This window comes from Acinetobacter sp. YH12255 (genome assembly GCF_013417355.1).
Taxonomy (GTDB): Bacteria; Pseudomonadota; Gammaproteobacteria; order Pseudomonadales; family Moraxellaceae; genus Acinetobacter; species Acinetobacter pseudolwoffii.
Genome location: NZ_VPEC01000018.1, coordinates 41,610 through 68,351, shown reverse-complemented (window position 1 = coordinate 68,351; position 26,742 = coordinate 41,610). Strand labels below are relative to the sequence as shown.

Below are 26,742 nucleotides of genomic sequence, written 5' to 3'. Positions count from 1 at the left end.
GGATGAAATGTTTTAAGATTTTATCTTGTGTATATAGAAATCGTCGTAAACGATTAAACCTGCGGTTTAATTTACTTGCTGGCATATACAATTTAGATTGGGTGAAAGATAAACAATTAAATTGGTTAAAAAATGATTTATGAAGGAAGTCTACTGTTTTGAAGGGAAGCCAGAGTATTTAGAAGTAGATATCATTGATAATCTTAAAAATGAATATTCAAATATTTATGATACTTCATGGTTATTACAACCATTTAAAGTAGATTTGAAAGAAAATGCACCTAATAATATAGGACGACCACCTCAGCTTGAGAAATTGTTGGAACTATCAGAGTCATTGTGTTTTTCTTATGGTTATAGTCGAATAGATTTTTTATTATCACAAGATCAAGTGTTTTTTAGTGAAATTACCCTAACACCGAATGCGGGTCGCATGATCATAACACCTATAGAATGGGATCAAAAACTTGGTTCTCTATGGAAGTCATGTTAGTAATTTAAATATATAAGGACCCATGCTAATAAAATAGAGTGAGTCCTTTTTAGAGTTTTAGACTTGATAAAAGTCTCGATACCAGTTCACGAACTGTTTTACTCCATCTTCTACGGATACTGAAGGTTTATAACTTACACTTTGTTCCAGAGCAGAACTATCTGCAAAAGTATCCGGTACATCACCTGGTTGCAGTGGTAGTAAGTCTAGGATTGCTTCTTTGCCCACAGCTTTTTCAATGGCACGGATATATTCAATCAGTTTCACTGGCGAATTATTTCCGATGTTAAAGATGCGGAACGGGGCATTGCTGGTTGATGGATCAGGGTTATTACTATCCCAGTCTAGGTTGGGTGCAGCAATCTGGTCACTGGAACGGATCACCCCCTCAGCAATATCTACGACAAAGGTAAAGTCACGGGTATGGTTGCCGTGGTTAAAGACCGGAATAGGTTTGCCTTCAATAATGTTTTTGGTGAACTTGAATAGTGCCATATCTGGGCGACCCCAAGGACCATAAACGGTAAAGAAGCGCAGGCCTGTCGTTGGTAGCTTAAATAGATGGCTATAGCTATGCGCCATCAATTCATTGGCACGTTTGGTTGCTGCATAAAACTGGATCGGATGATCAACACCATGTTTTTCACTAAAAGGCATGGTGGTGTTGGCACCATAGACACTGCTGGTGCTGGCATAGGTCAGATGTGGCGTTTTGGCATAGCGACAGGCTTCAATAATATTGGTAAAGCCTACAATATTGCTTTCGACATAGCTCATTGGGTTTTCAAGCGAATAGCGTACACCTGCCTGTGCTGCCAGATGAATCACGCGATCAAATTGATGCTCCTGAAAACACTTTTCGACCGCAGCTTTATCTGCGAGGTTAGCATGAATAAAATTGAACTGCCCCGTCTGCTGTTCTGCCGTTTGAATTAACAGATCTACACGTGCCTGTTTTAACGCTGGATCGTAGTAGTCATTCATGTTGTCGAACCCGACGACATCATCACCACGTTCTAAAAGCTTTTTGGAAACATGAAATCCAATAAAACCTGCTGCACCTGTTACCAGAATTTTCATTCATCGCCTCCAAAAATATCACGTGTATAAACTTTATCTTCAACATTACTGAGATCTTTAGATCGACGATTGGTGATGATCACCTCTGCCCGCTGTTTAAAAATTTCTAAATCAGTAATTACTTCAGATTTAAAGAACTCTGCTTCTTTGAGCGTTGGCTCGTAGATAATGACTTCAATACCTTTAGCCTTAAGGCGTTTCATCACGCCTTGGATGGCAGAGGCACGGAAATTATCTGAACCACTTTTCATGACCAGTCTATAAATCCCGACCACCGACGGATTTCTAACTAAAATGGAATCGGCAATGAAGTCTTTACGGGTACGGTTAGAATCCACAATGGCCTGTATCAGATTGCTTGGTACCTGACTGTAGTTAGCCAATAACTGCTTGGTATCTTTTGGTAGGCAGTAACCGCCATAACCAAAGGAAGGGTTGTTATAGTGGTTGCCAATTCGCTGATCCAGACAGACACCTTCAATAATTTGCTGAGTATCTAAACCGAACGTTTGTGCATAGGTATCTAGTTCATTGAAGAAAGCCACGCGCATAGCCAGATAGGTATTGGCAAATAACTTGATTGCTTCAGCTTCGGTTGAGTCAGTAAACAGAACAGGGCTGTCTTTTTTGATTGCACCTTCAATCAGCATATCTGCAAATTGTTGGGCACGCGCTGACTTCTCTCCAACAATAATACGTGATGGATAAAGGTTGTCATGTAGGGCTTTACCTTCACGCAAAAATTCTGGAGAGAAAATAATATTTTCTGTATTAAATTTCTCTTTTACGGTTTTGGTGAAGCCCACAGGAACCGTAGACTTAATAATCATGACTGCTTGAGGATTAATCTCGGTTACATCACCAATGACACTTTCCACACTCTGGGTATTAAAATAATTGGTTTTAGTATCGTAATCCGTAGGTGTTGCAATAATGACAAAATCTGCGTTCTGATAAGCTTCATATTTGTCAGTTGTTGCCCGGAAGTTCAGTGGTTTTTCACTTAAAAAAGCTGAAATGTCATGATCCTGAATTGGAGAAACCTTCTGATTCAACATTTCAACTTTGCTGTCGATAATATCTAATGCCACGACTTCATGATGTTGTGAGAAGATCATGGCATTGGAAAGGCCGACGTAACCGGTACCTGCAACTGCTATTTTCATATCAACCTGATTATGTGTTTCTAATAGAGGGGGCTTGAGTTCAAGCCAATATTGGGGTTCTCAAAGCGACTGCACATCATACCATAAAGTATTTTTGAGTATGATGAAGGTGTTGAAAAGCAGGCAGTAACTTTGCTTTAGAAATGGTATGATATGGCGCAGAATGCTGGTGGAAGATGAATACATGCAGGAAAACGTAAGCGACTCACTGTCAGGCCAGACTCATACACAGTCTGAACAGAATATTGTGCTATGCATGAAGTGGGGCACCAAATATGGGGCAGAGTACGTCAATCGTTTATACAATATGGTCAAACGTCATACCACGGTTGATTTTAAAATGGTGTGTCTGACAGATCGTACTGAAGGCATTGATCCTGCTGTTGAATGTTTTCCAATTCCTCCATTGGCCCTGCCAGCAGGCAGTCCTGAACGCGGCTGGAATAAACTTTCTACATTTGAACCTGATTTATATGGTTTAAAAGGTAATGCACTATTCCTCGATTTAGATGTTGTCATTGTTGATAATATTGATAGTTTCTTTACCCATCCAGGTGATTTTCTGATTATCCATGACTGGAAACGCCCATGGCGTATTACCGGAAATAGTTCAGTTTATCGTTTTAAGTTAGGTGCTTTCCCGGGACTGATGCCATATTTCCGTGAACATTTTGACGAAATCCGCCAGAAATTCCGTAATGAGCAGGCTTATTTATCCTGGTATGTTGATCAGGAAAAGAAACTGAGTTATTGGCCGGATTCCTGGTGCAAGAGCTATAAATATCACTGTTTGCAAAAAATTCCCATGGCTTATTTCAAGCCACCAGTGAAGCCGGAAGGCGTCAAAATTATTATTTTCCATGGTGAAATCAATCCACCAGATGCCATTAATGGCGGTGGTGGTAAATGGTACCGTTATGTGTTGCCATCGCAATGGATCAAGGATGCTTGGCAATAATTATTAGATGTAATAATTTAGCCATCAGGTACATATTTTTAAGTGATAAAGTGAATGCAGCAGATTGATATTGTAATTGCCTGGGTGGATGGCAATGATCTTGAATTAAAAAGGAAACGTCATAAATATCTGACTGGTGAAGATGCATCTGATGCAGTCAGTGATACCCGTTTCGCCAGTGATAATGAAATCTACTACAACATTGCTTCAATCCTGAAATATGTACCTTTTTGCCGCAATATTTTTGTGGTGACAGATAACCAGCGTCCAGAATTTATTGATGAGTTTGCTGCACAAGGTCTGTGTTCTGCTGATAAGATCCGTGTAGTGGATCATCGGGAAATTTTTAAAGGTTATGAGCAGCATTTGCCCAATTTCAATACCCGATCGATTGAAAGTATGCTCTGGAATATTGAAGGATTATCAGACTACTTTATTTATTTGAATGATGACTTCTTCTTTAATTCAACCGCACAGGTAGACGACTTTCTAAACGGTGAGCGTTTGGTGATTTATGGTCACTGGCAAAGCAGTTTTGCGCTGAAGACAAAGTTGAAGTATCGCCAATTTTTGCAGCGCCAATTTGGCAAGCCGATTCAACCGAAGCATATGATTGCACAAATGTTAGGCGCGGATATCTTAGGCTTTAAAAAGTTTTTCGAGATCCATCATTATCCACATATTGTGGATCGTCATGTTTTGAAAGATTATTTTCTGACAGATCCACAGTTGCTGGAAACCCAGATTAAATACAAGTTCCGCAGTGTAGAGCAGCTTAATCCCATTTCACTGATGAATCATCTCAAGATTCAAAAGCAGCAAGCTGAGCTGAAGCCTGATATTGAATTGGCTTATCTAAAAAATGAAGATAGCCTTGGCAGTTTCGTTTCAGCCTTGACCAATCCTGCAATAAAATATGGCTGTATTCAAAGTCTGGATCAATTGAATCCGGCAGAAGCAAAACAGGTGAGTGATGCCATGCAGCAAAAACTGGCTGGTTATTTACCCAATTCAATTTTGGTTTAGAGGTTCATGATGAAAATAATCACTTATCTGATTAATCTGGATAGTAGTAATGACCGTCTAGAAAGTGCTTCTATGCTGTTGGAGGCTCAAAATATACCTTTTGAACGTTTTGCTGCGGTGGATGGTCGTGGTAAGCCCTTATCAAGCTTTGAAAACTATAATGATACAAAAGCACAGAAAGTAATGGGGCGTAGTTTACTAAATGGTGAACTAGGCTGTTATTTAAGTCATGTAGGTTGTGTTGAAAAATTTCTGAAATCTGATGCGGATTATCTAGTTGTCTTAGAAGATGATATGACTATTTGTGAGGATTTTAAAAAAACACTAGATGATATGTTGATTTATTTGTCGAAAGAATACCAGAGAGATTGGTATCTAATTAATATTGGCGCTAAAAAGAAAAAAATGTATAAGCCTGTTACATCAATTCAAGGTCATAAATTAATTCGTGCGTACTATTTTCCTATACGTACGATTGGTTTAGTTTGGTCACGTCCAGGTTCGAAAGCCTTTCTTGAAGCTGGACGTGAAATTTACATGCCGATTGATAACTTTATGCAATCTTGGCTTAGTCAAAATGGTAAAGGACTTTCTATATGGGAGCCTTTAGTTAAACCTAGTGGTTTTGAAAGTGAGATTGATATCCATCGCAGTGATAAAAAGGCAAAAAGCTTTGATCTTATTTATAAAAATAAAATGCGAATATTGAAATCAAAACTTTCTGCATTGAGAAATATGTGGAGTGTAAAAAATCCCCTAAATTGATTTAGGGGATTTTTTTATTTACTTATGCGTTTCCGAATGCTATTTAAAAACTTTTGCCAATGTGTCATTTTCCATGTTTTATGCCAATGATGAATTGCATAAGTATTTTCTTGAATATCGCAGTACATAAGTTGTTTAACTAATTGGTTGGGATCATATGGGTTATAAGGATAAAAACTAGTGTATGGTAATATTGTCAGTAATTCAGGTTGAGCTAAATATATTTTAGTGATGACTTTTGGGATAGTCTGGAATGTTATTACATCTGCTTGAATATAATAATCGATTAATGCCTTAAAAAATAGGGCCTGAGGTTTCCCTCCTAGTACAGCACCATTAATATGTAATTCCTCAGAATTTTCGGAGGCAGCGAATGCATCATATTGGCGTAAGGATTCAAAATTCTGTACAATTTCAACATCTGTATCTAAATATACGCCACCAAATTCATATAAAGCATAAAAACGCATAAAGTCTGCAGCAAAAGCATATAATTTTTGGTCTAACGCATATTTTAAATAGGGAATATTTGGGGGGATATTGCTTTCATCCCATTTTTTAATTTCCCAATCTGGCAGTTGTGTTTCCCAACTTTTCATACACTTTTCCATAAGAGGTGTATAAGGATTGCCACCAAACCAACAAAAATGAAGTATCTTAGGAATTTTTTCGTCCTTGTTAGTATTAGAATTCATACTAATTCCTGCAAAATATATTAAGTAAAATAGAGATTTTTGAGACGATGAAGTTTTCTAAACCGTTTATACCCCCACAAATACTGTTCTGGAGCGACATTAATCATTCGCTCCATTTCTTTATTTAAGGTATCTACAGAAAGTTGTACGTCTTTCGATAAAATATCATCTGATAACTGGGTGACGTAAATATCATAACCAGATAAATCATCACGTCTTAAACAGCTCAGCCCAATTACAGCACATTGAGTTTTAGCTGCAAGTTTGGAAAGTAAGGTAGAAGATAAGGCATTTTGACCATAAAAATAAGAATAGATTCCACCAGATTCTTTAGGAACATGATCCGGCAAAATTGCAGAAAAACCACCCTGTTTTAAATGCTTAAACACAGCACGTACACCAGAATCATCTGTAGGGACCAGTGTCGCATTCAGACGTTGCCGAGCTTCCAGCATAAAGCGGTCAACATCTTGATTCTTACTAGGCTTATACATAATCACAGGGGAGGTGTGTTGATTGACCCAGACATTCAACAGCTCCCAAGTGCCAAAATGAGGAATCACCGCCAAGCAGCCCTGAGGATTTTGCAAAGCTTGGATAAATAGATCTGCACCTTGTATATCTCGAATTAAAGACAACGCGTATTCAGGAGATGAACCCCAAATTTTGACTGATTCTGCATAGGTCATGCACTGACTTTTGAGACTGCGTTTAGTCAAATCAGCTCGTTCAGATTCAGCAAGTTCAGGATAAGCAGAGGCCAGATTAATCTCGGTCACTCGGCGTGCAGAAGAATGACTGAGATACAAAAGAGATCCAGCCAGTTGCGCAAGATTTTGAATGAATCTTAATGGAAGCTTGGAGAAATTTTTAAGTAGGGTGTACATGGTGTCCAGATGGTCAGATTATAGGTCTTTGTCCGGATTGCCTTTCAGCACCATATAAATCAAACCTACAAAAATTAGCAGGGCACCTAAAATACTGCTCAGGCAAAAATATACAATACGGTCATTGGTATCGAGGCTGAACAGGTTGTTGGCAAGGATATAGCGCATGAACAGCCATTGAACCACTGAAAATACAATAAGCATAATGCTGCGATTACGAACTGCAGGACGCATAGCCATTGCTAATTACCTTAGATTAAAAACTGTGGCTATTATGCCACTGTTCCAGATACGACTCAATCACACAAAAAAGCCCCGCACGAGGCAGGGCTTTTTCACTTAAAACGTCAAGAATTATTCTTGAGATTCAGCTTTTGGTTTTTCACGTAAGCGAATACCAAGGTCACGCAGTTGGTTTGATTCAACTGGTGCTGGCGCTTGCGTTAATGGACATTCCGCAGTTTTGGTTTTCGGGAATGCAATCACGTCACGGATTGAAGATGCACCAGTCATCAACATTACCAGACGGTCAAGACCGAATGCCAAGCCACCATGTGGAGGCGCGCCATAACGTAAAGCATTGAGCAAGAAGCTGAATTTCTCTTCCGCTTCTTCTTCATCAATGCCTAAAGCTTCAAAAATCGCTTTTTGCATTTCAAGGTTATGAATACGCAGCGAACCACCACCCACTTCAGTACCGTTCAATACCATATCGTAAGCAACAGAAAGTGCAGCACCCGGGTTGTTCTTCACCTCTTCAACGCTTGATTTCGGTAGCGTGAATGGGTGATGCACAGAGGTCCATTTGCCATCGTCAGTTTCTTCGAACATCGGGAAGTCAACGACCCAAAGCGGTGCCCACTCACATGTTGCCAATTTCATGTCATGGCCGACTTTAATACGTAAAGCACCCATCGCATCGTTTACGATTTTGGCTTTGTCCGCACCGAAGAATACGATGTCGCCATTTTCAGCACCCACACGTTGCAACAGATCCAGCACGATTGGCTCGATGAATTTCACGATTGGAGACTGAAGACCTTCGATACCTTTTTCAAGTTCGTTGACTTTGATATAAGCCAAACCTTTTGCACCGTAGATGCTGACAAATTTGGTGTATTCATCAATCTGGCTACGTGGTAATGAACCTGCGCCCGGTACGCGAAGCGCAACGATACGACCTTTAGGATCTTTAGCAGGACCTGCGAATACTTTGAACTCAACGTCTTGCATCATGTCTGCAACGTCAACCAGTTTCAAAGGAATACGCATATCCGGTTTATCAGATGCATAGTCACGCATTGCATCGGCATAAGTCATACGTGGGAATTTGTCGAATTCAACATTTAAAAGTTCTTTGAACATTTTAACCGTCAAGGTTTCCATCAAATCCATAATGTCATCGTCACTCATGAACGATGTTTCAACGTCAATCTGGGTAAATTCTGGCTGACGATCTGCACGCAGGTCTTCGTCACGGAAACATTTTGCGATTTGGTAGTAACGATCGATACCGCCGACCATCAACAACTGTTTGAATAGCTGTGGAGATTGTGGCAGTGCATAGAAGCTACCGTTTGATACACGGCTTGGTACCAAATAGTCACGCGCGCCTTCTGGGGTTGCACGGGTCAAAATCGGAGTTTCAACGTCTAGGAAACCATTGTCTTCGAAGTAGTTACGAATCAGGTTGGTCAATTTAGAACGGAAACGTAGGCGATCTAACATTTCTGGACGACGGATGTCCAAGAAACGGTATTTCAAACGAACTTCTTCAGAAATATTGGTGTTTTCGTCATTCAAAGGGAATGGCGGAGTGTCTGACTGAGCAAGAACTTCAATTTCTTTACCCAAGACTTCGATCTGACCGCTCACCATATTGGCATTTTCTGTGCCTTCATAACGGCGACGTACACGGCCTGTAATTTTTAATACGAATTCTGAACGTACTTTGTCCGCAGTTGCGAATGCTTCAGGGGTATCCGGGTCAATAACCACTTGAACAAGACCGTCACGGTCACGCATATCAAGGAAAATCACACCACCGTGGTCACGGCGACGGTGAACCCAACCGCATAATGTTACAGTCTGGTCAATTTGAGTTTCGGTTAAAGAACCGCAGTAATGAGTTCGCATCATAGCGTTAGAAATCCAACTATATGGGTTAAGGTCAGCGAATACGTAAACAGCGTACCGCTTTGAGTAGAGGTAGGATTATGCCTCTTTGGGCATGTTGTCACAAGAACTTGGGTCAAAAACAATATCATTTTAAAGTGAATGAGATAAAAGCCAGCACTTTGCTTAGCCCATCCGGCGATCGCGGTCTAAAAATAAAAACAGCAAACAGCCCAGACTAAAGGTGATCAGAAAACCCTGACTGAATTGATTGATGGAACGGCCGGTAAAATAGTACAGATCGGATTGCCAGACTTCTGTAGAGATATAACGTGCATAATCCCAGACTGAAAATAGGCCAGTGAATATCGAAAACAGCAATAATCCGCAGGCATAAGCTTTGATTTTCAGGTTCACTGCCAGATATTGCTGATGCTTTTTATAGTAATGCACGCTCATCCACAGCATAAACGGTAAGGCCAGAAAGGAAGTACCGATTTGTAAAATTCGATGCAGCGGATAACTATGTCCAAAAAGCTGAAATGGTCGTGCTAGAAAATCATGAAAAGCAAAAGTACGAAAGTCTACATGAGTCAAACCATCCCAGATTAAATGCGTGGCAGTACCGATGATCACCGCCAGACAAACTGCCAGAAAAAACTTGAATGCTGAAATGAGAGTGTGAATATTTAGATCATGCTGAATTCCGACAAAGCGGTAAATGGCTGGCCGATATAGAGCATACCAGATCGCACAAAAGCCCAATCCGATCCACAGGTCCGGATGAATCAGCGAGGACCATAAATGCGTAACATTCGAATTGCTGGAACTAAACAGACGATGTAAATCGGGCACCATACAGCCAATCGCCAATGCAGCAATCGGAAGCCGGTTTCCGCTTAAACGTGAAAGAGGTGGTGCAAGTACAGCATGAGACAGGGTAAAGGGCATAAAAGTTTTTTTAAAGATGAAAATAACCAGAAAACACATTTTAATAAAATATGCGAAGGATTATCGTAAAGGATTGCAAAAACAATGAAATGTTATATTATAACATTCATCCAAAATGGTGAATTTGAGCTTCAGTCATGTCCTTCCCTAAGAATCTAATAACACTTTCAATTTTTGCTGTAGCTGCCCCTACAGTTTTTGCAGAACAGACCTCATCTTCCATTCCCGTGCAGACCATGGACACCATTCAGGTGCAAGCTCATCCACTGGTGCAGACTGCAGCGGACTTTGCGGTAGCGGATCATGTTGTAGATCAGAAAGCCTTGTCTGAACGTGCAACCACCATTGGAGATGCATTGGCAGATGAACTGGGCGTATATTCTAACCAGTTTGGTACGGGGGCCAGCCGTCCGGTGATTCGTGGGCAAGATGGGCCACGTGTCAAAGTCTTGCAGCATGCTTCAGAGACAGCCGATGTTTCCACGTTATCTCCAGATCACGCCGTCACCGTCGATCCGATTTTGGCGAAACAGGTCGAAGTGATTCGTGGGCCATCGACGTTGCTCTATGCAGCAGGAACAGTGGGTGGTCTGGTCAATGTCACCGATCAGAAAATTCCAACGCAAATGCCTGAAGATGGTCTGGAAGGTACAGTCGGTCTGCGCTATAACACGGGCAGTGATGAGAAACTGGCGAGTGCAGGAATTACGGCTGGAATTGGTGAAAATTTAGCTTTGCGTGTAGAAGGCTCAAAACGTAAGACCAATGATTATATTGCACCAGATTATGTCGTTGAAGAGTCTCATGGAGATCACTCACATTTTCATAAACAGCGCCGTGTAGACAATACCTTTGCTGAAGGACAAACGGTGAATATTGGTGGATCATGGATTCATGACCGTGGTTTTGTCGGCTTATCTTATAGTAATCGCCAAGACCAATATGGTCTGCCAGGACACAGCCATGAATATCATGGCTGTGAAATTCATGGCGATCATTTTCACTGTCCAAAACCGGGCGAAGATGAGCATGATCATGAAGAAACAGCAGGGCCGTGGGTAGATTTAAACTCTGAGCGTTATGATGTTCGTACCGAGCTAGAACAACCTTTTGCCGGTTTTGACAAGTTGCGTGCGCATGCCAGCTTTACCGATTATGAACATGATGAACTGGAAGAAAATGCAGTCATCAGCAACTTTAAAAGTAAGGGTTATGATGCACGTTTAGAGCTGGTGCATGTTCCTGTTGCAGGTTGGGAAGGTGTCATTGGCACCCAGCTTTCACAGCAGAAAATTAATTTATCCGCTCCAGAATCGCATAGTCATGCAGAACACGATCATGAAGGACATGAGCACGATCATAGTGAGCATGCGGATCATAATCATGATGTGTTAATGGCAGATACCAAAACCCAAAAATACAGCCTTTTTGCTTTAGAACATAAGCAGTTCGGCGATGTTCATGTTGAACTTGGAGCACGTGTCGATCATCAAAAAGTAAAAGTAGATTCGGAGCAGAAAGATTATTCAGGTACGGGTGTTTCTGCATCTGCGGCTGCGAATTGGGAGTTTGCACCGAATTACAAACTGTCTGTAGTGGGATCACATCAACAGCGTTTGCCTCTAGCGCAAGAGCTGTATGCTGATGGTCTGCATTTTGCGACCAATACCTATGAATTGGGGAATCCTGATCTTGATAAAGAAAGGTCAAATAATCTTGAATTAGGTCTGCACTATGCAGGGGATAAACTGGATTACCATGTGCATGTCTATCACAACTGGTTTGATGATTATATTTATGGCGAAACGGTAGCGCAGAAAGGTAATTTGCGCGGCGTGCAATATACCCAAGACCAGGCCAGATTCTATGGCACTGAGGCTCAAGCCGGTTATCAGATCAATGATATGTACAAGCTGAGTGTCTTTGGCGATTACGTGCGTGGCAAAATTGAAGCTGAGAATGCACCACGTATTCCTGCCGGTCGCTTAGGCAGCAAAGTGGAAGCAGATTTTGCCGATGGCTGGTCAGGTCTGGCTGAATATTATCATGTCTTCAATCAGGACAAGATTGCCAGCTATGAAGAGGAAACCCAAGGCTACAACATGGTCAATCTGGGCTTAAGCTATACCAATACCCTTGCAGATAACAATGCTTATCGGGTGTATTTCAAGGCCAATAACCTGCTCGATGATCAGGTCTATTCCCATACTTCGTTCCTGTCGAATATTCCGCAAGTCGGTCGTAACTTTAGCGTCGGTGTGCAGTATGATTTCTAAAGCAGTGATGAAATAACTGACCAAATCAAAGAGATGTCACTGAAATTGACTTGAAAAATCATCTGATAAAACCTAGCCTGAGCATATTGGGTTAGGTTTTTTCTTATGCGTATCTTTCAACGAATTCACAATAAACTGAACTGGTCAAATCGCCGTTATGCGGCATTGATTATCAGTCTACTGGCGGTCAGTTATCTGGCATCTGCTGTTTATCATACTTATAAGCCTTTGCCGGAAGGTCTGAATTACACCGGCAAGCTGCGCCATGCCGAAGTCAAGTTTCTGGCTGATCGGACTTATCTGGATGCCGAAGGAAAACAGCACTTAGATCATCGTATTTTTAATGAAATGCTGAAGATGATTGAAGAGGCCAAATCACTGATTGTGCTGGATCTGTTTTTATTTAATCAGCAAACCGGTGCCTCGACACAGGAACATCAGGCATTGAGTCAACAGTTGAGCGATGCCTTAATCAGTAAACGTCTGCTGCAACCGCAAGTTGAAATCAAGTTCATTACCGATCCGATCAATTCAGTCTATGGCGGAATTCAGTCCGAGCAGTATCGCAAGTTACGTCAGCATGGTATCGATGTAATTGAAACCAATCTGATCCCTTTGCGGGCGTCCAATCCGAGCTGGTCGGGGTTCTGGTATTTATGTTGCCAGGGCATTGGTAATAATCCGGAAAAAGGCTGGTTACCGAATCCATTTGGCCCAGAAAAAATTACCCTGCGCAGTTATTTTGATTTATTTAACTTTAAAGCCAATCATCGTAAAACCTTGGTGGTAGACACCGATCAGGGCTGGAAAGCGCTGGTCACCTCCATGAATCCGCATGATGGGAGTTCGCGGCATTCCAATATCGGTTTATTGGTCTGGGGAACCACAGCCGTGGATATTCTGAGAACAGAACAATCGGTTGGTATCATGTCACAGGCCAATATGCCGGCCATTATCGCGGGCGATTTTCAGGCAGAAAATACCCAGCCACAAGTTCAGGTACTGACGGAAAAAGCCATTTATGATGCGACTTTAAATCTGATTCAGACGGCGAAAGAAAATGAACAGATTGATCTGGCCATGTTTTATCTGTCCGAGCGTAAGATTATTAAAAGTCTGATTGCGGCGCATGAACGCGGGGTTAAGGTTCGGGTTTTACTCGATCCCAATAAAGATGCCTTTGGCCGTGAGAAAAACGGGATTCCAAACCGACAGGTGGCTTCGGAACTGCACAAGGCAGGCATTGATGTACGCTGGTGCAATACCCAGGGTGAGCAATGTCATAGCAAAATATTGATGAAGCGTAATGCTCAGCAGGCTGAAATGATTTTAGGCTCGGCCAATTTCACCGCACGCAATCTGAAAAACTATAATCTGGAAACCAATATGCGCGTGCTGGGTCAGCATCAGGCAGAAGTGTTTAAAGATGCCCAACAATATTTTGATGGTGCATGGTCAAATCTGAATGGCCGTGTGATGAGTGTGGACTATAGACAATATGAAGACAATTCATGGTCTAAATATTGGCTGTATCGCTTTATGGAATGGAGCGGCTGGTCGACGTTTTAGCATCTCTAATAATCTCCCTAAATCCCTCTTTTGAAAAGAGGGACTTTACCCATTGCTGTCCCACAATTTTTCACAAGAGGAAGCTCATTTGAGCTTCCTCTTGTTTTATGGGTATTTTATCGGGTGAAAATAAAGCTTTTAAAGTTCTTCTTTCAAACAAATTCACTTGAATTATTCTGAGTAAACGTTGAACTGTCCAACCTGTTTTCCCTAAATGTTGAGCGAAACTCACCAATAAATAGGCGATCATCGCAATCCAGATTTGTGTCTGAATTGCGTTCCTGCTGCGGCCTAGAAACGCTTTTAATTTGAGATTCTGCTTAATCGCCTTAAAGAACAGCTCAACTTTCCAACGATCTTTATAAATCGCCGCAATGGTGGAGGCGGCTAAATGAAAGTTATTGCTGAGAAAGCTAAAGTGCTTGCCACTTTGCTGATCTCTATATTCAATTCTTCTTAACACTGGGGCTTTTCTTTTTAGGGCATGTGCGCTATTCAGCTGAATGGTTTCATCTTTTAGAATACCTTTGGATTCAAGCACTGGATGTTGCTGGATCACCTGATACACAGATTTAGGCCTAAAACGTGTGACAAATCCAATGTTTTGAGCAGTCAGATTTGCATACCATTGGTAATCGACATAGCCTTTATCAAAAACTACAATGCTGCCAGCAGGAAACTGGAATTTGCGGCCTTGTACCATGTCATTTTCTTTGCCATTTTCAACTGCAACAAACTCAGGAATATCATTGCTGTGATTCAATCCTATGCTGAGTTTCATGCTGGCTTTTAAGTCGTGAACTTTGGCCCATTCACATAAGGAAAGCGACAGGTCAATATGACTGGCATCCAAGGAATACAAGGGATTCTTAAAGCGAAATTTATGAGCTACTTTTGAGTGTTCATAGTATTTAAGCAACTTGTGAAATAGCTGTTGATACAAGGCAGCAGGCTGCTGCTCATTGATTCGTGCCAGCGTGCTTCGGGGAATAGACTTTGCTTCGAGATGACTTAGCTTTTCCTGTTGGCACTCCAAATTGGATTGAATATCTCTCAGACTTTGTCTACAAGAGAATTGAGACATCAATATGGCAATAAACTGATCCCACCGGGAAGCCGCTCTAAATTTCTGTCCAACATGGTGTACTTTAGCAAGTTGTTCAAAATCCTGTCGCACAACAGGTTTAATTAGCTCATGAAATACGGTATTCTGATGTGACAAAACCTGAATCCTGGTCGTTAAAGTGTTTGTTTGCACTCATATTTTAACTGTTAGGACTCAGGTTTTTTTATTTAAAGCAAACTATGGGACAGCAGTGGGACTTTACCTCCCTTTTTTAAAGGGAGGGTAGGAGGGATTTTTTAAGGCCCCGGATTCGGTGGAACCAGTTCATCCAGTTCTTTATCGGACAATGCTTCAAGTTCAGCAAGATCCGTTTTAATTTTCCATTGCTCTTCATGGTCGACCGGATTGGGTAAACGTGCTTCTAGCCAGTCACAGACTACATCTGGCGGGAAGTCGGCATGATTACATTGAATCACCCAAGACAAGAAATCTTTGGCGACACCATTCATATACGGTGGTGGCGATACTGGCAGGAACTGAGTCGGAAGACGTTCATTTTTAGAAATATAATTCAGGACATGACCTAGTTCCTGTACGGTCTGCCAAGCCAACGGATGATCTACATTGATCTGAAATTTAAACCACCATGCCTGTTTGCCATCTGAACCATAGCTATCAATCCGTTCTTTTTGAACACTCGGCACTTTAGAAAAATATTCATGTAAACGATCGAAATTTAAATCAGACACGGTATTCAACTCGAAACATTAAAAAAGTGATTTTAGCATAAAGCAGTCGCCTGCCGATGGGCCTGCTAGATTGAAAATACGCAGGCACATTACAAAAAATTGCAGGGTCAGTAAGCGTATTCATATTTTCTGCATTTATTTTGTTTAAAATATAAACGAGTGATTGAGAGGAAGCTCAAATGAAAATAGTGTTATTGAGTGCAATATTTGCTGCATTGCTATTGGGGGCTTCTGCACAGACGATGGCCGGAAACGCTTGGGGCGGATATACAGGGGTTGAACGTTCTAAGCCGAATTACCGCGCTGCACCATCACGCTCTTATGATCCACCACGGCACTCTTATCCGCAGCGTCCGATGCCACCTAGACCACATTACCCGCAACGACCGACCCATTGGGGTTATCCGCCGGCTCAAAGTCAAAGTGGTCTCAATATCCAGTATCAGGCACCGACCACCATTTATCAAAATTCCAATAGCTATAGCTGGGTGAATGGCGATCCGAATGTGGCTCGAATTGAAAGTTCAAGATATAGCGTTATCAGTGACTGGCAGCGTCTGGGCTTACCTGCACCACCGCGTGGCAGTTACTGGATTTATGAAAATGGACGTTATGTGCTGGTGCCGAATCGTTAAGTTAAAAATCCCCCTTTATTCAAGGGGGATTTTTTATATCAAGCCAACTCATCATCTTCCGGACGAGGCGTTTTGCCTTGTGGCACTGGTTTCTCGCTGTGTTTGTCACGAATCACCGATGGGTAGGTCCATGACGCATAGCGCACCACTAAAATGGCAAATGCCATAATCAGGATCGAACCGGTAATAATCACCAGATCCATGCTGGCTTTATGCGTGTGTTGAATATCCGCAATCAGCAAACGGGTTAGTGCAGTAATGGCAATATAAATCAGGAAGCGTACCGGCATATGGTTGGTCTTAAAATAGATACCAACCATGGCACCCAGTTCCAGATAAATAAACAATAAAAGAATGTCATCAATGGTGGCGAACTGTTTGACGGTCAGAATGTCAATGACGGTATGGCCAGCGGACCAGATCACCATACAGCCAATAATAAACAGCGCAATATAATGAAAGCTTTCTACAGCAAGATTACCAAGACGGTCGAGGAGGGCTTCAAATTTTTCAATTTTCGGACGTGATTTAGACATATTATCCTCCTGATTTTTCATGTGAAATAAAAGATAGTTGTAGAATAACGTGCAAAGATCATGCACAGAATGATTGAATGAAAAATAAAGATTAAATTATTTGAACTTTTGCGCTTTTTTTAGACTAAATTGCTATATTGTATGGGTGGTATATTGAATAAATAGGAGAAAAAAGTGTTAGATAAAATTCAAACAAAAATTAGCCAATTAGAAGCCGGAAAAAAATTAATCCTCGGCGTAGGCATTAAGGCTGAAGATATGCAAAAGGTGGTGGAACTCTGCGAGTCTTTAGAGTCTGAGGGGAATATCAAAATTGTGAATAAACATCTGAATCCGAAGAGCAATAATCAACCGGATACCTTGCTGATTCAAAAAGTTTAATTATTGCATTTTCATAAAAAAACGCCTGCTGAAGCAGGCGTTTTTTATTGCAGATTTTCAGCTTAAGCTTGAGTCGTGAAATAATCTTCAGAGAAGTTCATGATGACGTCAGAACCTGATTTCACTTTAGTAATGCGTAATGCCAGTTCAGGCAGAATGCGTTGCACAAAATAACGTGCCAAAGCGAGTTTGTTCTGATAGAAATCACCCTCTTTATTTTTCGCTGCATTAGCAATGCGCGCAAACATATAAGAGAAGCTCAACAGACCTACAGCGTGCAGATAGTCAACTGCGGTCGAATTCGGGAAGTCATGGCTTTCTCTTGCTGCTTCCAGAATGTACTGAGTCACTGATTCAACTTCAGTCGCTGCATCCAGTGTGGCATCTTTAATGAAGTTCAGGTCTGCATCCAGACTATTGGCAAAGTCACGGATTTCAGAGATATATTCAGAGATATATTCGCCGCCACATTTAATGGTTTTACGGCCGATCAAGTCTTGTGACTGTACGCCGTTGGTGCCTTCATAGATCTGGGAAATACGCAGGTCACGGATACATTGCTCCAGGCCCCATTCACGGATATAGCCATGACCACCGAAGACCATTTGTGCATCTAATGTCGCCTGGAATGCGGTATCCGTTAAATATGCTTTCGCGATTGGGGTCAGCAACGCTACACGGTCATTGGCTTTTTTCACCGCTTCAGGATCAGTAGAGAATTTGGTGATATCCAGCTGTTGACCTACATATACCGCGAATGCACGTGAAGCTTCATTGTTGGCACGTACATTCAGGAGCATACGGCGTACATCACCATGCACTAGAATACTGTCCGCAGGTTTGCTTGGTGATTGAACGCCAGCCGCGCTGCGACCCTGTAAACGGTCTGTCGCATATTGCGCAGCGTTTTGATAAGCGAATTCAGAAGCGCCCAAGCCTTGAATCCCCATCGACAGACGTTCGTAGTTCATCATCACGAACATCGCCGCCAGACCTTCGTTTTCTTTACCAACCAGATAACCTTTCGCACCGTCAAAGTTCATCACACAAGTCGCAGATGCCTTGATCCCCATTTTGTGTTCAATTGAACCTGGGCCGACCGGGTTACGTTCGCCAATCGAACCATCTTCATTCACCAAGAATTTCGGTACGATGAACAGGGAAATACCACGTGAACCCGCAGGGGCATCTGGGGTTTTCGCTAGAACGAGGTGAATAATATTTTCCGCCAGGTCATGATCACCACCCGTGATGAAAATCTTGGTGCCGCTGATGCTATAAGTGCCGTCTTCGTTACGTTCAGCTTTGGTCTTGATAATACCCAGATCAGTACCGGCATGTGGCTCGGTTAAGCACATGGTGCCTGACCATTCACCCGAATAGATTTTAGGTAAATAGGTTTCTTTTTGTGCTTGTGAAGCATAGCTGTTTAAGGCCATACCTGCACCGACAGACAGCAGCGGATACAGCATGAAAGACGGGTTGGTGGCAAACAGCATTTCATCAGAAAGTACCGTTAGCATTTTCGGCATTTCCTGGCCGCCCCATTCGGTATCTGCGCCCAACCCGATCCAGCCGCCTTCTGCATATTGTTTAAAGGCTTCTTTAAAGCCAGCAGGGGTAGTCACATTGCCATTTTCATATTTTGCGCCTTCTTCATCACCGCTACGATTGAGTGGCAGGGTCACGTTTTGCGCAAATTTCGCCATTTCTTCCAGAATGGCTTCTGCTGTTGCAGCATCGAGGTGCGCTAAATTTTCATTGGCTTGCCAGAATTGTTCTGCATTAAAGACATCGTTGAGGATGAATTTCATATCGGCAAGTGGCGCGTTATAAATTGGCATGGTGTGTCACCTGTTTATTGTTTGATTAAATAAGTTTTAATCAGTCTAAAACACTCAAAATCTGAATGTTAGACGACTAAAGGTTAATTCTGTAACTCGTTATAAAGAAAAAGGACTGTCTGTTCATTGACCGTCCTTTTTCTGTGATGCGATTAGTCTGATTCTAACTTAGAATGCGAAATGTTCTGCATCCAGGTTCATCAATGGCTCTACACCTGTTGCGATCACGTCAACATGTGAACGAACGCGTGGCAGGATTTTCTTGAAGTAGAAGCGTGCAGTGGTCACTTTGGCATTGTAGAAGTCAACTTCAGTGGTGCCAGCAGCCAGTTGCTCTTGAGCAACCAGTGCCATACGTGCCCATAGGTAAGCCAGGGTGACATAACCAGAGAAGTACAGGTAATCGACCGCAGCTGCACCGACTTCTTCAGGGTTTTGCATCGCACGCATACCAATTTGCATGGTCAGGTCGCCCCATTCCTTGTTCAAGGCTGCCAATGGCTCAACGAATTCTTTCATTGCCGCATTGTCTTTGTGCGCTTCAGCAAATTTGTGGATCATCTTGGTGAAGTCTTTCAACATCGCACCTTGAGTACCCAACACTTTACGACCTAACAAGTCCAGCGCCTGAATTTCAGTGGTACCTTCGTACAAACAGGCAATACGTGTATCACGTACGATTTGCTCCATGCCATGCTCAGAAATAAAGCCATGACCACCGAAGACCTGCACACCGTGTTTCGCAGCTTCAGAACCGGTTTCAGTCAGGAATGCTTTTGCGATTGGGGTAAGTAGAGACAAGATATTGTCTGCAAATTTACGATCGGCTTCTTCTACAGCATGTTCAACCACGTCCGCATATTGCGCCAACAGGTAAACCAGTGCGCGACCTGCTTCAGCATATGCTTTTTGGGTTAGCAGCATGTTACGTACAGCTGGATGCACAATGATTGGATCTGCTTCTTTTTCCGGGTTTTTAGGGCCAGACAGTGAACGCATCGCCAGACGGTCTTTGGCGTAGGCAAGTGCACCCTGGAAAGAACCTTCAGACGCTGCCAGACCTTGTACTGCCGTACCGATACGTGCGGTGTTCATGAAGGTGAACATGCAGTTCAGACCACGGTTTTCAGGGCCAATCAGGAAGCCTTTCGCGTTATCGAAGTTGATCACACAGGTTGCGTTACCGTGGATCCCCATTTTATGTTCGATTGAACCACAACGTACGCCATTGCGATCGGCAATAGAGCCATCGGCATTCAGGTTGAACTTCGGTACGATGAATAATGAAATACCTTTGGTGCCTTTCGGTGCGCCCGGTAAACGTGCCAGTACGATATGGATGATGTTTTCAGCCATGTCGTGTTCACCCGCAGAGATGAAGATTTTCTCGCCAGAAATGGCGTAGCTACCATCTGCTTGTGGCTCGGCTTTGGTACGGATAATACCCAGGTCAGAACCTGCATGCGATTCGGTCAGGCACATGGTACCCGTCCACTCACCTGAAACCAGTTTAGGCAGGTAAGCATCTTTTTGTTCAGCTGAACCGTGGTGTTCTAAAGTACGAACTGCACCGTGAGACAGGCCAGGGTACATGCCCCATGCCCAGTTCGCAGTACCGACCATTTCAGAAATGGTAATCCCTAAAGAATTTGGTAAACCTTGACCGCCATACTGTTCTTCAGCAGAAAGTGAAGGGAAGCCAAGCTCGATGTATTTTTGATACGCTTCTTTAAAGCCTGTTGGTGTAGTCACCACGCCGTCATTCCAGGTACAACCTTCACGGTCGCCCGCCTGGTTAATCGGAGAAAGTTCATTTTCACAGAAATCAGCCGCAGCTTCTAAGTACTGATCTACCAGTTCACGGCTTACGTTTTCTTGGAATGCAGGGAGATTTGCATAGTGTTGTTCAGCATTTAATAATTCATGCAACACAAATTGCATATCACGTAAAGGCGCTTTGTATTGTGGCATATCGGTTTCCTCAATACTGGTTTAACCAGCGTTATAATCTTAGATGAACTAAAAACGTATCTTCACTGACACGGTTTGGAATGATTCTAATCCTGCAACATCTTCCCCTGCGGTACAAGCTTTTCAGGGGGATTTCTTGGTGACTGTAAAGTCAAAGATTAATATGCATGACGTATTAAACATATTGAGTATAAAGGCTTTAGTCATATTTTGTATGATACGAATAGTCAACTATCCAGGGTAAATAGCACGCAATAAAAAAGCACCCGAAGGTGCTTGTCGTGAATCATTGATTCCTATGCATTAATAGGCAGATGTTTTGGGCTGGAAACGAACATGACATTGACCATTCACTGTTTGTTCACCTGCTTTGATCTGTGCAGCCGTACCATCTTTCTTGCCTTGACAGGCTTGCAGCATCGCTTGTTGTTGTGCCTGACGCTGAGCCAGACGTTGATCAAACTGTTTGGTCAATTCTGCACGTTTTGCATCAGTTAATGCTTCACCGCGCATCATGCCGCCACGGACATCGGCACGCATTGGACGATGTTCACCTTTCATGCCGCGGTGTTCACCGCGCTGGCCTTGCATGTTTTTACGATCGGCTTTAAAAACGATAGTGCAGCTGCCATCAATGGTTTTATCACCGGCCTTGATTTGAACCGCTGAACCTACGGCTTTATTGTCACAGGCCTGTTGCAGCTGTTTGGCAAATTGCAGACGTTCCGCACGCTTTGCCTTAAACTGCTCGCGCTGTTCAGGCGAAAGATGATGCTGTTTTTTACCCTCATGATGATGTTTCATCATTTGGCGATGCTCATTGTTCGGTACATTACTGGTAGATTGACAGGCAGTCAAAGCACCCATAGAAAGAACACTGGCACTGATTAAGGCTATTTTTGTCATGGCTTGCATTGTATTTATTCCCGTCAAGAACCTGATTTTATGTCAGGTAAAGATTAAACAATAAAGATGAAGAAACAATGAAGAGTTTTTTGATGCCATGTTCGCTACAATAATGAATATAGAAGAAAAATTGAGATTTCTGTTTTGAACATTCGCCGTATTCCGATTGCATTACGTCTATTTTTGACCGTACTGTTGACCACGCTGGTTATTACCACAGTGAGTCTGGGTGTACTGCATCTGAATATGCAGCGTAATTTCGCCCGCTATGTGGCTGATGTCGAAATGCAGAAACTGGATTATGTGATTAAAAATCTGGCGGATGTCTATGCGGTGTATCAGGACTGGGGCAATGCGATTCAGGCCCAGATTCTACAAATGGAAGGGGAGGCTGCGCCAGATGATTATGATCGTTTATCACGCTGGTGGCTGCGCCGTCAGTATGATATTGCCTTGCAGCAGCGCTATTTTCAGGAACAGACCCTGGTTCAAGTCGCACCCAGTATGGTCGATCCGGCTTTGCCACCGCGTCAGGTCAATGAAGAAGAGTTACGCCTCCTGGCTTCCAATCTACCCTCGCAGTTTCAGCCCTTTGAAGGCCTAAAATTCCCGCTGAGTTCCAATCAGAATCTGTTTAGAACTGACCGTAAGAATGGCGAACAAGCAGCACAGCAGCCGACCGGCAAGAAGCAGTTTATCCAGATGCCGGACCGTCTTGGTCTCAGTTCACGTCTTTCATTGTATGATGCAAAACGGCGTTTTGTGGTAGGTGAGGCTTCAGATGAGCAGATTTCCTATCGTCCGATTATGGTGAATAATCAGATTGTTGGCTATCTGGGCTTAAAGCCGGTTCTGGATCAGGATGATGCCTTAAGTATTAATTTCTTTAGTAATCAAAAGCGTTATTTATTTTTGGTCTATGCGCTCAGTATTTTGGCCAGTCTGATTGCCTCCTTGTTATTGGCGACTTATTTCAAGAAACCAATTCAACGTTTGCTGAATGGTACGCGTGCTCTGACCCAAGGCAATTATCAGTATCAGGTCAAAGTCAACCGCAATGATGAATTGGGTGATTTATCCAATGAATTAAATGCCTTGGCTGTGATTCTGGATCAGCATGAAACCTCACGCCGTCAATGGGTGGCAGATACTTCACATGAATTGAAAACGCCATTGGCGGTATTGCAGGCACAGATTGAAGCAATGCAGGATGGGATTCGTAAACCCACCCCTGAACATTTTGCTTCCATGCTGGCGCAGGTCACCAGCCTGAAAAAACTGACACAGGATCTGGCCGCATTGGCACAGGCCGATGCGCAGCAATTGCAATTTTACTTCTCGACGGTGAATCCGTGGGAGGTGGTACAGCAGGAACTGATCAACTTCCAGCCAAACTTTGAACAGGCTAAATTGACGGTCACCGCAAATGGCGAAGATACTGAGTTAAATCTGGATCTGGATCGTTTTAAACAGATTGTGGCCAACTTGCTTAGTAATAGTATTCGCTATACTGAAGCGGGCGGGCAGGTGCATATTCATAGCATGCAGGATGAGAAAGAATGGAGCTTATATGTCGATGACAGCCCATTTGGTTTGAGCGATGAGCAACTGGCGCGGATTGGCGAGCGTTTCTACCGTGTCGATGATTCGCGTACCCGGGCGACTGGCGGAACTGGGCTTGGTTTGGCATTATCATGTAAAATTACGCAGGCGCTGGGTGGCAGCTTAAGCTTTGCGCATTCACCACTCGGTGGTTTACGCTGCAAACTGAGTTTTCCTAAACAAATGAAACCCTAAAGGAAATATATTGATGAAACATGTCATGCTGGTTGAAGATGAAATCGAACTTGCACAATTGGTGCGAGACTATCTGGAAGCTGCTGGTTTTGAGGTCAGTATGTTTCATGATGGGCAGGAAGCATATAACAGTTTTACCCAGCGTAAACCGAGTCTGATGATTTTGGACTTGATGGTGCCGCGTATGGACGGTCTGACCATTTGCCGTAAAGTGCGTGAACAGTCAGATTTGCCGATTATTATGGTGACCGCGCGTACCGAAGAAATTGACCGTGTGCTGGGTCTGAATATGGGCGCAGATGATTATCTGTGTAAACCATTTAGTCCGAAGGAACTGGTGGCACGGGTACAGGCAGTCTTACGTCGTCTGGACCGTAAATCAGAACCGGAAAGTAATGATCTGTTCCGTATGGATAAATCCCAGCAGCGTATCTGGTATCAGCAAAAGGCCTTGAATCTGACGCCGACCGAATTCCGTTTACTGGAGTTATTCCTGGAACATGTCGGGCAGGTCTATTCACGTGCGCAATTGCTGGATCATATCAATCCAGACAGTTTTGATGTCGCGGATCGCGTGATTGACAGTCATATCAAAAACCTGCGCCGTAAAATTTCGGATGCTGCTGAAACCGGTAACCGTCATGAGTGGATTCAGGCGGTGTATGGTGTTGGCTACCGTTTTGAATATCCTGAGGACTGATTGAAAAAATAAATGTGGATGTCATTATTAACCATCCACATTTATTTAAACTTGTACTTTCAGAAAATATAAATCGTTAATCTGGTCCCATAAAAACTCATAGTCTTGCATGAGTGTAATATCGGTTCCGTAAGGCTTAGGAGTTCTATAGCTTAATATCGTTCCTTCTCTATACGTACTTTTATGCCTGAAATCAAAATCACGGGTATCATCTGAATATTTTATTTGGTTGTAATAGTGGGGATGATCAGTTGCAAAAATAAAATAACAAATGTCGATTCCATTTTTCTTGTAAAGTTCTAAATTTGAAAGATCTTTAAAGACATCGTAACGGTTATTAGGTTCCCGATGGTTACTTTTCTTAAAGAATTTTAGTTCTATAGCAGCACAAGTTTGATGATCACCATCTTGATAACGAATTAAAATATCGACTCTTGCTCGCTCAGATTGACTCTTAATACTTGTTGTTTTTAAAGGTAAAAATGCTTCAAACTCTAAATGGAATTTGTCGCTTAACCTAAACTCATACAACTGCCCAAGTGTTTTTAAAATATGTCCTAATTCTAATTGGAAAGCACTTTCATTATGTGTAATTAATCCTCCAAATGCGAGTTTGTGAGTAAGCAGCTTATATGCTGTTTCAATAATTTCATGCGTCAGTTTAGTTTGATCAATTTTTTGCATGTTTTTTGATTCTATTTATTAAGACGAACAACTCACCATCACTTCCGGCACATCACTTGGCAATGGTGCTAAATCTTCAGCATGTTCAAGATCTGGCTGTTTCAGATAAGGCTGGCTGAGCAATTTAAACAAACGATCGACTTCGGAAAAATCATCACGCTCTGCCCGTTCAATGGCTTTCTGTGCCATGTGATTGCGCAGAATGTAATGCGGATTGGCTTGCTTCATGGCGGCATCCAGTTCTTCAATATCCTGATGTGCACGAATAGTTTCATATTGTGTCAGGAAAGCTTCAAACTGACGGCGATCCAGACAATCATCTTTAATAGCGTCATAGTCTTTATTTTGCAGGCGGATAAAACTCTGGGTGTAATCCAGTTGCTCACTTTGCAAGATTCGCAAAAATGCCATCGCACAGTCAAAACTGTCTTTATGGAAACCTGGCAAGCCCATTTTCTGGTTTAAACCGTGTTTGTAATGTTCCAAGAATGTCGGCTCATAATGTTCCAGACAGCCGGCCAGATCCTGTTTCCATTGTTCTTTGTCATAATCCGCAGGGCAGAGGGGAACCAGATTGTTTAACCATTGCCACAAGTTCCAGTGCCCGATACTTGGTTGTTGCTGATAGGTATAACGCCCTTGATAATCCGAGTGGTTATTGATCCAGTTCGGACGGAAGCGTTCCATAAAGCCATAAGGACCAAAGTCCAAAGTCGAGCCGGTAATATTCAGATTGTCAGTATTCATCACGCCATGTGCAAAACCAACCAATTGCCATTTGGCAATCATGACGGCAGTGCGCTGAATAACTTTGGTGGCAAAGCTCAGAATCGGCTGTTCGGCTTGCAGGCATTCCGGATAATGCCATTCAATACATTTCTGGGTAAATTCAGCCAGCAGATCCGGCTGATATTGATTGATCCATTCAAAATGCCCGAAACGAATATGACAGTCTGAGGTACGTAACATCATTGCACCGGGTTCGAGCTTTTCGCGTTGAATGCCTTGCGTTGAGGAAGTAAAGCCAACCGCATTGCTCGACGCTACACCCAAAGAATTTAAAGCATGACCCGCCAGATATTCACGAATCACCGAACGCAGTACTGCACGCCCATCACCCATACGCGAATAGGGCGTTGCACCCGCACCTTTTAAATGCAGGTCAATAGTCTGACCTTCCTGATCAAGGATCTGTGCAATTAACAGGCCGCGACCATCTCCCAATTGTCCAGCCCATTGACCAAACTGATGACCTGCGTAGACCATGGCCAAGGGTTGAAACTCAGCAAAGACTTTCTGACCACTACACATCTCGACCCATTGCGCTTTATCATCATCTGACCATTGCAGTTGTTCTGCCAAAGCTACGTTAAAATGCCCGGCTTTTGCGCCTTTCAACGGCAGCGGAACTTGATGGTGATAAAGGGCAGCAGGAAGGGTTTGATAACGAGAGTTAAAATACATGGCACTCAGTACAGGCTTGGAATACCTT

Annotated in this window: 24 protein-coding genes and 1 pseudogene; 10 read left to right on the top strand and 15 right to left on the bottom strand. The window is 42.7% G+C overall.

The genetic code is table 11. The features are described from left to right. Nucleotides 1-148 precede the first annotated feature (148 nt). A pseudogene (locus FTV30_RS09375) lies at nucleotides 149-493 on the top strand (ATP-grasp fold amidoligase family protein); the annotation flags it as partial. A gap of 57 nt (nucleotides 494-550) precedes the next feature. Here FTV30_RS09375 and FTV30_RS09370 read toward each other — a convergent pair. Both FTV30_RS09370 and FTV30_RS09365 read right to left on the bottom strand, forming a co-directional pair. Continuing rightward, nucleotides 551-1,573, bottom strand: coding sequence for an NAD-dependent epimerase (locus FTV30_RS09370; RefSeq protein ID WP_180001486.1), 1,023 nt, complete (start codon nucleotides 1,571-1,573; stop codon nucleotides 551-553). Further along, complete coding sequence (locus tag FTV30_RS09365; protein WP_180001485.1) at nucleotides 1,570-2,739, bottom strand: nucleotide sugar dehydrogenase; 1,170 nt, start codon at nucleotides 2,737-2,739, stop codon at nucleotides 1,570-1,572. Before FTV30_RS09365 ends, FTV30_RS09370 begins: the two co-directional genes overlap by 4 nt. 184 nt (nucleotides 2,740-2,923) lie before the next feature. Between FTV30_RS09365 and FTV30_RS09360 the strand changes: the two genes are divergently transcribed. Genes FTV30_RS09360 through FTV30_RS09350 form a run of 3 tightly spaced genes read left to right on the top strand, consistent with a single transcriptional unit; the run spans nucleotide 2,924 to nucleotide 5,488 of the window. Then, complete coding sequence (locus tag FTV30_RS09360; RefSeq protein WP_180001489.1) at nucleotides 2,924-3,697, top strand: glycosyltransferase; 774 nt, start codon at nucleotides 2,924-2,926, stop codon at nucleotides 3,695-3,697. 54 nt (nucleotides 3,698-3,751) lie between these two features. After that, nucleotides 3,752-4,723 (top strand): Stealth CR1 domain-containing protein, encoded by a 972-nt coding sequence (locus FTV30_RS09355; protein WP_180001484.1) that lies wholly within the window; start codon nucleotides 3,752-3,754, stop codon nucleotides 4,721-4,723. A 9-nt stretch (nucleotides 4,724-4,732) separates the two neighbouring features. Then, on the top strand, nucleotides 4,733-5,488 hold the full coding sequence (locus FTV30_RS09350) for a glycosyltransferase family 25 protein (RefSeq protein ID WP_180001488.1): 756 nt from the start codon (nucleotides 4,733-4,735) through the stop codon (nucleotides 5,486-5,488). A 14-nt stretch (nucleotides 5,489-5,502) separates the two neighbouring features. Here the strand turns inward: FTV30_RS09350 and FTV30_RS09345 are convergent, their stop codons facing one another. The 5 genes from FTV30_RS09345 to FTV30_RS09325 all read right to left on the bottom strand — a co-directional run bounded on the left by FTV30_RS09345 (nucleotide 5,503) and on the right by FTV30_RS09325 (nucleotide 10,136). Beyond that, entirely contained in the window at nucleotides 5,503-6,183 is a 681-nt protein-coding gene (locus tag FTV30_RS09345) for a glycosyltransferase family 32 protein (protein WP_180001483.1), read from the bottom strand. A 20-nt stretch (nucleotides 6,184-6,203) separates the two neighbouring features. Next, nucleotides 6,204-7,070, bottom strand: coding sequence for a lysophospholipid acyltransferase family protein (locus FTV30_RS09340; RefSeq protein WP_180001482.1), 867 nt, complete (start codon nucleotides 7,068-7,070; stop codon nucleotides 6,204-6,206). An 18-nt stretch (nucleotides 7,071-7,088) separates the two neighbouring features. Then, complete coding sequence (locus FTV30_RS09335; protein ID WP_180001481.1) at nucleotides 7,089-7,310, bottom strand: hypothetical protein; 222 nt, start codon at nucleotides 7,308-7,310, stop codon at nucleotides 7,089-7,091. Nucleotides 7,311-7,424: 114 nt separating this feature from the next. Next, entirely contained in the window at nucleotides 7,425-9,209 is a 1,785-nt protein-coding gene (gene aspS / locus FTV30_RS09330) for an aspartate--tRNA ligase (protein ID WP_180001480.1), read from the bottom strand. Nucleotides 9,210-9,371: 162 nt separating this feature from the next. Continuing rightward, nucleotides 9,372-10,136 (bottom strand): DUF4184 family protein, encoded by a 765-nt coding sequence (locus FTV30_RS09325; protein ID WP_034609136.1) that lies wholly within the window; start codon nucleotides 10,134-10,136, stop codon nucleotides 9,372-9,374. 137 nt (nucleotides 10,137-10,273) lie between these two features. Here FTV30_RS09325 and znuD point away from each other — a divergent pair, with 137 nt between their 5' ends. Together znuD and FTV30_RS09315 are read left to right on the top strand one after the other, a co-directional pair. After that, nucleotides 10,274-12,412, top strand: a complete 2,139-nt coding sequence (gene znuD / locus FTV30_RS09320; RefSeq protein ID WP_180001479.1) for a zinc piracy TonB-dependent receptor ZnuD — start codon at nucleotides 10,274-10,276, stop codon at nucleotides 12,410-12,412. Between the two features lie 105 nt (nucleotides 12,413-12,517). Further along, the gene (locus tag FTV30_RS09315; protein ID WP_074384052.1) at nucleotides 12,518-13,981 is read left to right on the top strand and encodes a phospholipase D-like domain-containing protein; all 1,464 of its coding nucleotides are present in this window, start codon (nucleotides 12,518-12,520) and stop codon (nucleotides 13,979-13,981) included. Between the two features lie 70 nt (nucleotides 13,982-14,051). Here the strand turns inward: FTV30_RS09315 and FTV30_RS09310 are convergent, their stop codons facing one another. Both FTV30_RS09310 and FTV30_RS09305 read right to left on the bottom strand, forming a co-directional pair. Then, complete coding sequence (locus FTV30_RS09310; protein WP_180001478.1) at nucleotides 14,052-15,203, bottom strand: IS4-like element ISAbe18 family transposase; 1,152 nt, start codon at nucleotides 15,201-15,203, stop codon at nucleotides 14,052-14,054. Between the two features lie 140 nt (nucleotides 15,204-15,343). Beyond that, nucleotides 15,344-15,796 carry a hypothetical protein gene (locus FTV30_RS09305; protein WP_005172612.1) on the bottom strand — a complete coding sequence of 151 codons (453 nt, stop codon included), beginning with the start codon at nucleotides 15,794-15,796 and terminating at the stop codon, nucleotides 15,344-15,346. A gap of 179 nt (nucleotides 15,797-15,975) precedes the next feature. Here FTV30_RS09305 and FTV30_RS09300 point away from each other — a divergent pair, with 179 nt between their 5' ends. Beyond that, nucleotides 15,976-16,431, top strand: a complete 456-nt coding sequence (locus tag FTV30_RS09300) for an RcnB family protein (protein WP_005095740.1) — start codon at nucleotides 15,976-15,978, stop codon at nucleotides 16,429-16,431. Between the two features lie 38 nt (nucleotides 16,432-16,469). Here the strand turns inward: FTV30_RS09300 and FTV30_RS09295 are convergent, their stop codons facing one another. Further along, on the bottom strand, nucleotides 16,470-16,967 hold the full coding sequence (locus tag FTV30_RS09295; protein WP_180001477.1) for a phosphate-starvation-inducible protein PsiE: 498 nt from the start codon (nucleotides 16,965-16,967) through the stop codon (nucleotides 16,470-16,472). Nucleotides 16,968-17,141: 174 nt separating this feature from the next. On the opposite strand from FTV30_RS09295, the gene FTV30_RS09290 reads away from it, so the two are divergent. Further along, the gene (locus FTV30_RS09290; RefSeq protein WP_004278311.1) at nucleotides 17,142-17,348 is read left to right on the top strand and encodes a hypothetical protein; all 207 of its coding nucleotides are present in this window, start codon (nucleotides 17,142-17,144) and stop codon (nucleotides 17,346-17,348) included. Nucleotides 17,349-17,410: 62 nt separating this feature from the next. On the opposite strand, the gene FTV30_RS09285 is transcribed toward FTV30_RS09290, so the two are convergent. The 3 genes from FTV30_RS09285 to FTV30_RS09275 form a co-directional block, all read right to left on the bottom strand. Next, entirely contained in the window at nucleotides 17,411-19,192 is a 1,782-nt protein-coding gene (locus tag FTV30_RS09285; protein ID WP_180001476.1) for an acyl-CoA dehydrogenase C-terminal domain-containing protein, read from the bottom strand. A gap of 168 nt (nucleotides 19,193-19,360) precedes the next feature. After that, nucleotides 19,361-21,163, bottom strand: coding sequence for an acyl-CoA dehydrogenase C-terminal domain-containing protein (locus FTV30_RS09280; protein WP_005095752.1), 1,803 nt, complete (start codon nucleotides 21,161-21,163; stop codon nucleotides 19,361-19,363). A 303-nt stretch (nucleotides 21,164-21,466) separates the two neighbouring features. Continuing rightward, a complete protein-coding gene (locus FTV30_RS09275; RefSeq protein ID WP_100534591.1) occupies nucleotides 21,467-22,078 on the bottom strand; it encodes a hypothetical protein in 612 nt (203 codons plus the stop codon). A 135-nt stretch (nucleotides 22,079-22,213) separates the two neighbouring features. Between FTV30_RS09275 and baeS the strand changes: the two genes are divergently transcribed. Together baeS and FTV30_RS09265 are read left to right on the top strand one after the other, a co-directional pair. Continuing rightward, nucleotides 22,214-23,866: a sensor histidine kinase efflux regulator BaeS gene (gene baeS, locus FTV30_RS09270; RefSeq protein WP_005095758.1), complete on the top strand. Its 1,653-nt coding sequence runs from the start codon at nucleotides 22,214-22,216 to the stop codon at nucleotides 23,864-23,866. Nucleotides 23,867-23,879: 13 nt separating this feature from the next. Continuing rightward, a complete protein-coding gene (locus tag FTV30_RS09265; RefSeq protein ID WP_004278304.1) occupies nucleotides 23,880-24,566 on the top strand; it encodes a response regulator in 687 nt (228 codons plus the stop codon). A 45-nt stretch (nucleotides 24,567-24,611) separates the two neighbouring features. Here FTV30_RS09265 and FTV30_RS09260 read toward each other — a convergent pair whose 3' ends face one another. Continuing rightward, on the bottom strand, nucleotides 24,612-25,250 hold the full coding sequence (locus tag FTV30_RS09260; RefSeq protein WP_180001475.1) for a hypothetical protein: 639 nt from the start codon (nucleotides 25,248-25,250) through the stop codon (nucleotides 24,612-24,614). 18 nt (nucleotides 25,251-25,268) lie between these two features. Beyond that, on the bottom strand, nucleotides 25,269-26,714 hold the full coding sequence (locus tag FTV30_RS09255) for a YdiU family protein (protein WP_180001474.1): 1,446 nt from the start codon (nucleotides 26,712-26,714) through the stop codon (nucleotides 25,269-25,271). Between the last annotated feature and the right edge of the window lie 28 nt (nucleotides 26,715-26,742).